The organism is Pantoea sp. CTOTU50773 (assembly GCF_032082325.1).
Taxonomy (GTDB): Bacteria; Pseudomonadota; Gammaproteobacteria; order Enterobacterales; family Enterobacteriaceae; genus Pantoea; species Pantoea communis.
Genome location: NZ_DAMDQC010000221.1, coordinates 1 through 5,407, shown reverse-complemented (window position 1 = coordinate 5,407; position 5,407 = coordinate 1). Strand labels below are relative to the sequence as shown.

The 5,407-nt window shown below is 54.3% G+C and carries 5 protein-coding genes and 1 pseudogene; 4 read left to right on the top strand and 2 right to left on the bottom strand.

Annotated features, from left to right (window positions below; genetic code table 11):
• Window positions 1-22 precede the first annotated feature (22 nt).
• A pseudogene (locus RT340_RS21545) lies at window positions 23-364 on the top strand (zinc-binding dehydrogenase); the annotation flags it as partial.
• 34 nt (window positions 365-398) lie between these two features.
• Here RT340_RS21545 and RT340_RS21540 read toward each other — a convergent pair.
• Together RT340_RS21540 and RT340_RS21535 are read right to left on the bottom strand one after the other, a co-directional pair.
• Window positions 399-1,322, bottom strand: a complete 924-nt coding sequence (locus tag RT340_RS21540; protein WP_211728763.1) for a formyltransferase family protein — start codon at window positions 1,320-1,322, stop codon at window positions 399-401.
• Between the two features lie 196 nt (window positions 1,323-1,518).
• On the bottom strand, window positions 1,519-1,959 hold the full coding sequence (locus tag RT340_RS21535) for an ester cyclase (RefSeq protein WP_211728764.1): 441 nt from the start codon (window positions 1,957-1,959) through the stop codon (window positions 1,519-1,521).
• 111 nt (window positions 1,960-2,070) lie between these two features.
• Here RT340_RS21535 and RT340_RS21530 point away from each other — a divergent pair, with 111 nt between their 5' ends.
• The 3 genes from RT340_RS21530 to RT340_RS21520 all read left to right on the top strand — a co-directional run.
• The gene (locus RT340_RS21530; protein ID WP_313377696.1) at window positions 2,071-2,982 is read left to right on the top strand and encodes a LysR family transcriptional regulator; all 912 of its coding nucleotides are present in this window, start codon (window positions 2,071-2,073) and stop codon (window positions 2,980-2,982) included.
• Between the two features lie 117 nt (window positions 2,983-3,099).
• Window positions 3,100-3,741 (top strand): aspartate/glutamate racemase family protein, encoded by a 642-nt coding sequence (locus RT340_RS21525; RefSeq protein WP_211728766.1) that lies wholly within the window; start codon window positions 3,100-3,102, stop codon window positions 3,739-3,741.
• A 137-nt stretch (window positions 3,742-3,878) separates the two neighbouring features.
• Window positions 3,879-5,407 (top strand): methyl-accepting chemotaxis protein (locus tag RT340_RS21520; protein WP_313377695.1); only part of this gene is annotated, 1,529 nt, incomplete at its 3' end.

The window sequence follows — 5,407 nt, the reverse complement described above, 5'->3', positions numbered from 1 at the left end:
ACAGATGGCAGCGGCGTGAACCTCTCTCGATTTCATTATCGACTGCGTGTCCGCGCCTCACGATCTCGATCCCTACCTCGCCACGCTCAAAACCAATGGTCGTTTGGTGCTGGTAGGCATTCCGGAACAACCGCATCAGGCTCCTGACGTCACGCCGATGGTCTTCCGTCGCCTGAGCATCAGCGGCTCATCCATCGGCAGCATCAAAGAGACGCAGGAGATGCTGGATTTCTGCGGCGAACACAACATCACGGCAGATATCGAATTGATTGCGGGTGAAGCAGTCGAAGATGCATTTGCGCGCATGCTGAAGGGTGATGTGAAATATCGCTTTGTGATTGATATGGCAGCGACCCGCTGGTGATAAAAGTTGGCGATTTCAGCCTGAAATCGCCAGCTCAACATGACTTCAGTTGCATCCCCACGCACAGTGAGATGTGCTGCACGAGCTGCGCCGCACTAAAATTGTCGTGATGCGATAACCCCGCTGCGACAATTTCCAGCACATTTTCGCCACAGGCGATATACAGCGGATCGATGGAAATAATGCTGCCCGCTGCGTGCTGATGCGACTGGGTAATCACGCGGCTTTTCCACACGATAAAACGCTGTTCTCCCATCAGGCTATACGCACCAGGCCACGGATAAGCAACGCCGCGAATCAGAGCATAAATCTCATCGGCAGACTGATGCCAGTGAATCTGCCCATCCTCAGGCTTTCGTTGTCCCGGTTCGCTGGCGAGACTTTCATCCTGCACGCGTTCAATCAAACTACCCGCCCGCAGAGCGCGCAGCCAGTTTGGCAACTGTTCACGCGTGGTGCGTACCAGTTTGCGATGTAATGAAAGCGCCTCATCTTCATCAGTGATAGCGACACGGCTTTGCGCCAAAATTGGCCCGCCGTCTGGCACGTCATTAATGCGATGTAGCGTCACCCCGGTTTCACGCTCATTGCGGATAATCACCCAGTTGAGATGCGCACGTCCGCGATAGGCGGGCAGCAGCGAAGCATGCACATTGAATGCGCCTTTTTTGGCGGTGGCAATCATGGCAGGAGAGAGCGCTTGTCGATAAGACAGGGTCAAAATCGCATCGGGTTGCAGCGACGCTACTTTGGCAATCCATTCTGGCGTATTGATATCGTCCGGACAAAACACCGGGATCTGTTGCTGCAGCGCCATGGCTTCAACCGAGTCAAAGAAGCTATTTTCCTGATGGGCTCCCGCGTGGGTGAACACGCACACCACTTCAAATCCCACTTCCTGCAAACTTTCCAGCGCCGCGCATCCCATCTCATGATACGCACACAACACGACTTTCATTCTTCCGCCTGTGAACACTGATTAACGTTTGGTGCTTAGCATAGTAGGGGAAGATTATGCCTGGCTTAAACCATGCAGTTGATCGCTGTTAATTCGTCAAAGGCTTGTTTATGTCCTTAACTCTCCGCTGCGTCATTAGTGACTAACAATGCCGAGGACTTCTGCCATGAGTTATACGCTATCTGCAGTGCTTCTTTTAGGGAGTTGGGAATTGCCCAATCTGCTGGAACATGGCAAACCAATCTTCCATATGCCAGGTGGTGGTCACGCGCTCGCCGTTAAGCAAGTGGAATTCGTGCAGGCGCACGCTAATGCGACGACCGGTTGGCGCAATGCCCATAAACTCACCCTGGTGCGTACCGGTAATTTCTGCACGCACAGCAATCTTTCCAGGCTCCTGAAGCATGTCGTGCACAGTGATGTTGATATCCGGGAACGCGGCGATAAAAACTGCCAGCAGTGGCTTAAATCCTTCTGGTCCCGGCCCCTGACCTGGCGCCAGTGGGATGTCATCCCAATCTGGTGTGACCGCCAGATCCAGCAGATCGGGATTTTTGTCACTAAAAGCGCGATAGAGGTTTTCTACCGCAGTACGTTCAGCTTGCAGGCGTTGGTTCAGTGGTTGTGTCGCAGACATGTTGGAAACCTTATTGGATTAGTTAGCGGTGCATCTCACCGGCTTGTGCAGTATTCCTGAATCTGACACTATCCATCCAACAAATGATTGGTATAGAGCATTATACAAAATATGAATTTTGAAGGATTCAATCTCAACTTGCTGGTGGCATTCAATGCCTTAATGCTGGAGCGCAACGTCACTAAAGCGGCGGCACTGGCTGGCGTAAGCCAACCGGCGATGAGTGCCGCGCTTTCTCGCTTGCGCCGTGTCTTTGACGATCCGCTTTTTATCCGCAGCGCAGAAGGCTTGTTGCCCACGGCGAAAGCGCAGGAGATTGCGATACCGGTGGCCGATGCGTTAGGGCAGGTGCGTCATTTAATGAAGCCCGCAGAGGTCTTTGATCCCACAGCCAAACAGCGCAGTTTTACCCTGGGATTGACGGAGTATCCGATGCATGTGCTGCTGCCCGCGTTAACCAAAAAGCTGGCGGCAGTGGCACCTCATTGCACGATTCATGTGCGGTATTTTATTGATCGTGATGAGGTTGTGGCGCTACTCGATGCGGGCAAGATTGATATTGCCGTAGGTGTACCGCCAACCAAAAAAGAAAACCGAATTCTTTCCGAGCCATTGCTACGTGATGACTTTGTCACCTTAGTCGGGCGCGACCACGAAGCCGCGCGTAAAGGCATGAACCTGCAAGCGTTTCTCTCAATGCGCCACATCCTGGTGTCACCGGAAGGCAACCATTACGGCTTGGTGGACCAACAATTGCGTGAGCAAGGTCTGGCTCGCACCATCAGTCTGACGTTGCCCACCATGTTTACCGTGCCCGCGCTCTTGCCGGGAACGGATTATGTGGCAACGGTACTGCGCCGCGTGGGCACCACTTCAGCCAGCCAGGGCGACATCATCATGTTTGAACCGCCGTTGGCGCTGCCCTCGATTCCATTTGATCTGCTTTGGCATCGCAGGACGCAGGACAGTGTGGCGCATCAGTGGTTACGCGGTGTGATCGCGGAAGTAGGAGCAGCATTGTAGATCAAACCAGCGGCGGGTACGTGTTGCCGCTTTTGCATAAACCTGCCATGTTACTCGACACGATAAAAACCAGGCCACTTTGCAAACCTGTTTAACATCAGACCAGGAGTAACAGCCATGCTGGGGATAATCCGCGTATTAACCCATCCAGATCAGCACTTTGTCGAAGAACATGGTCGGCTGATTTATCAGGAGTACGCTATCAACTCAATTAGCCGGGCGATCCCCGATCAGCACAAAGGGATTTTTGATGATGCCAGTGAATCGCTGGCGGTGCCTAAGATCGTTACGCTCGGGCGGCAATTAGAGTCCGACGGCTGCAATGCGCTGTTTCTCAGCTGCGCCGCCGATCCTGGCCTTGCGGCATTGCGCGATGCCGTATCGATTCCCGTCATCAGCGCCGGTTCGGCATCGGCAAGCATTGCGCGTATGCTCAAGCGTCCTGTCGCGGTGATGGGGATTGGCGCGGCGGCCCCGGCGCCTTTCCGTCAGTTGCTGGGTGAATCCGTGCGCTACGCGCGTCCGGAAGGGGTGCTGAACACCACGGACTTGCTGAGCGCAGAAGGTCGCGCCAGCGCCCTGGCCTGTGCGGATAGTCTTTATCGCGATGGCATTGAAGTCATCGCCTTCTCATGCACCGGTTTTTCCACCATCGCGCTAGGCGACAGCATTCGCCAGCAGTTAGGGAAAGTGGCGGTGGATGCGGTGAGTGCGGCAGGCCTGTTTATCAGCCAGTTAGCCCCGCAATCCGCGCGATAACCTGCTCGCGCCGCTGCCCGGCGGCGCATAACATCCTGTAATCGTTTATTTGTGATCTCCGCGATAAACAAATCCCGCCTCGCTCCGATAACTCCCTTAACAGAATTTACAAAAACAACATTCGCAGGAGAGGGAACATGGGGCTGGTATCCCGTTTACGTAATGTACGCATCACCCGAAAATTGTCAGCAGGATTTGGCATCGTGTTGCTGTTAGTGGCATTAGCCACCGGCATCAGCGTGCAGCGTTTCAATGCGATTCATGACATCTATCAGAAAACCAATCTGATCTATGACATCAACATTGAGGTGTTCCAGGCCAAAATTAACCGCCTCAAATACCTGTATGGTGATGATAAATCCGGCAAGGTGATGGCCGAATACGTCGCTCATGCACAGCAACTGAATCGCGAGGCTAAACAACTCTCCTGGACAGACAATGCCCGCGCGCTGGTGGATGAACTGGATACTCATCTCGCCAGCTTCCAAAACAGTATTGGCGCGATGACGCAAGCCACGCAGCAGCTAAATAGCCAGCGAGCACAGCTCGATTCCCTGAGCCAGCAAGACATGACCTCGCGCTATATGCAGTTGATCCGCACGCCAGTGACCAATCCAGAACTGACCAATCAGATCTATGAACAGCTCTTCGCCATTAGCAACGTGCGTGAAGAAGCCTGGGCGCTGCGCTTCAATGTCTCCGATACCCTGCGCAATACCTTGCAAACCCATTTCCAGCAGGCCGATCAGGGTATGAAAGCCTTGTTGGCTCAGCTGCCACCAGAACAGCAGGGCGGATTTACCGCGCTGTGGCAGGATACCGAACGCTTTAAAGATCTCAGCCTGCAAGCGGCGGACAGCTATGGTCAGCTGCGTGCGTCAGAAGACACGGTAAAAGTCGCGGGTGATAAGAGCAGTGCGGCGATCAAAAAGATCATTGCCATCGTCAAGGAGCGCAATGATGAACTGGCGAACGGTTCAGCAACGCTATCCCTGTTGATTGGGGGGCTGGCGATTCTGTTTGGCGTACTGGTAGCGTGGTACATCATCCGTCAGATTACGCGTCCGGTATTCCACAATCTTGAGCTGGCGGAGCGCATTGCCAGCGGCGATTTAAGCTCGCAGTTTACCACCGATCGTCATGATGAACTCGGCAAGCTGACCTCGGCGATGGGGCGGATGAACGACCGTCTGCGCAGTATGATTGGCGATGTGTTGCATAGCGTCAGCAGCGTGTCGCAAGCCGCTAGCGAGATCAATCAGGGCAACCTCGATTTGTCATCACGTACCGAGCAGCAGGCGGCGGCGGTGGTGGAAACGGCTGCCAGCATGGAACAGTTAACGGCTACCGTTAAAAATAACGCCGAGAACGCGCGGCAGGCCAGCCAGATTGCCGCAGAAGCTTCACACAATGCGAATCAGGGCGGTAAAGCGGTGCGCGATGTGGTCAGCACCATGGGGGAAATCTCCGACAGCTCGAAGAAAAGTGCCGACATTACTGCCGTCATTAACAGCATCGCTTTCCAGACCAATATTCTCGCATTGAACGCGGCGGTCGAAGCGGCCCGAGCCGGTGAGCAGGGGCGTGGTTTTGCCGTGGTCGCCAGTGAAGTGCGCAACCTGGCACAGCGTAGCGCCGGTGCAGCGAAAGACATCGAACAGTTGAT

Excerpts from the sequence above, each read along its gene's own strand:
- RT340_RS21525 (WP_211728766.1), top strand. The coding sequence starts at position 3,100 with ATGCTGGGGATAATCCGCGTATTAACCCATCCAGATCAGCACTTTGTC.
- RT340_RS21530 (WP_313377696.1), top strand. The coding sequence starts at position 2,071 with ATGAATTTTGAAGGATTCAATCTCAACTTGCTGGTGGCATTCAATGCC.
- RT340_RS21540 (WP_211728763.1), bottom strand. The coding sequence starts at position 1,322 with ATGAAAGTCGTGTTGTGTGCGTATCATGAGATGGGATGCGCGGCGCTG.
- RT340_RS21535 (WP_211728764.1), bottom strand. The coding sequence starts at position 1,959 with ATGTCTGCGACACAACCACTGAACCAACGCCTGCAAGCTGAACGTACT.